This window comes from Alcanivorax sp. HI0044, from assembly GCF_001634945.1.
Map to the genome: position 1 here is coordinate 1 of NZ_LWEZ01001811.1, position 600 is coordinate 600.

General features: G+C 59.0%; 1 protein-coding gene. It reads right to left on the reverse strand.

The annotated features are described in order from the left end of the window. Positions 1–23: 23 nt before the first annotated feature. Positions 24–600, reverse strand: a 577-nt coding sequence (locus tag A3730_RS27030; protein WP_063539338.1) for an SDR family NAD(P)-dependent oxidoreductase, incomplete at its 5' end; no start/stop codon positions are given.

Here is a 600-nt window from a genome sequence, read left to right on the forward strand (position 1 = left end):
TGTTTCGTTTCCACTAATGCGGTTTAATCAGCCAGCATTCTGTAAGCTTCGCCAATCGCGCGGGCGTATAGTCGTGGCGTCAGGCGTTTCAACCGCCAGGCAAGCCGGCCGTCAATTTGTGGCAGCATGTAAAGCTCACCTCGATCAAGGGCACTGAGGGTCTGTCGGGCCACCTGGTCGGCGTTGGTGAGGGCATAGCGGGTCATCGCTGAACGGGCAAAGTCACGGCGACGTTCAGGCAGGCGCCCATTCTCGACGATATTGGTCGGGACCACGGTTGGGCACAGGGCCGTGATTTTTACGCCGGTACCGGTCAGTTCAGAAGACAGCGTTTCGGACAGGGCCAGCACCCCCGCCTTGGTGACGTTGTAGGCGGCCATTTCCGGGGCGGACCCGAATGCGGCAGCAGAGGCCACATTGATGATGCCTCCATAGCCCAGATCGCGAAGCTGAGGGGCAAAATAATGGCAGCCGTGAATAACTCCCCATAGATTGACGTTCATGCACCAGTGCCAATCTTCAAGTGACACCTCGCCGATTGGGCCACCGAGGCCGACGCCGGCGTTGTTGATTACCAGGGTTACCGGCCTGCCGAGCAAA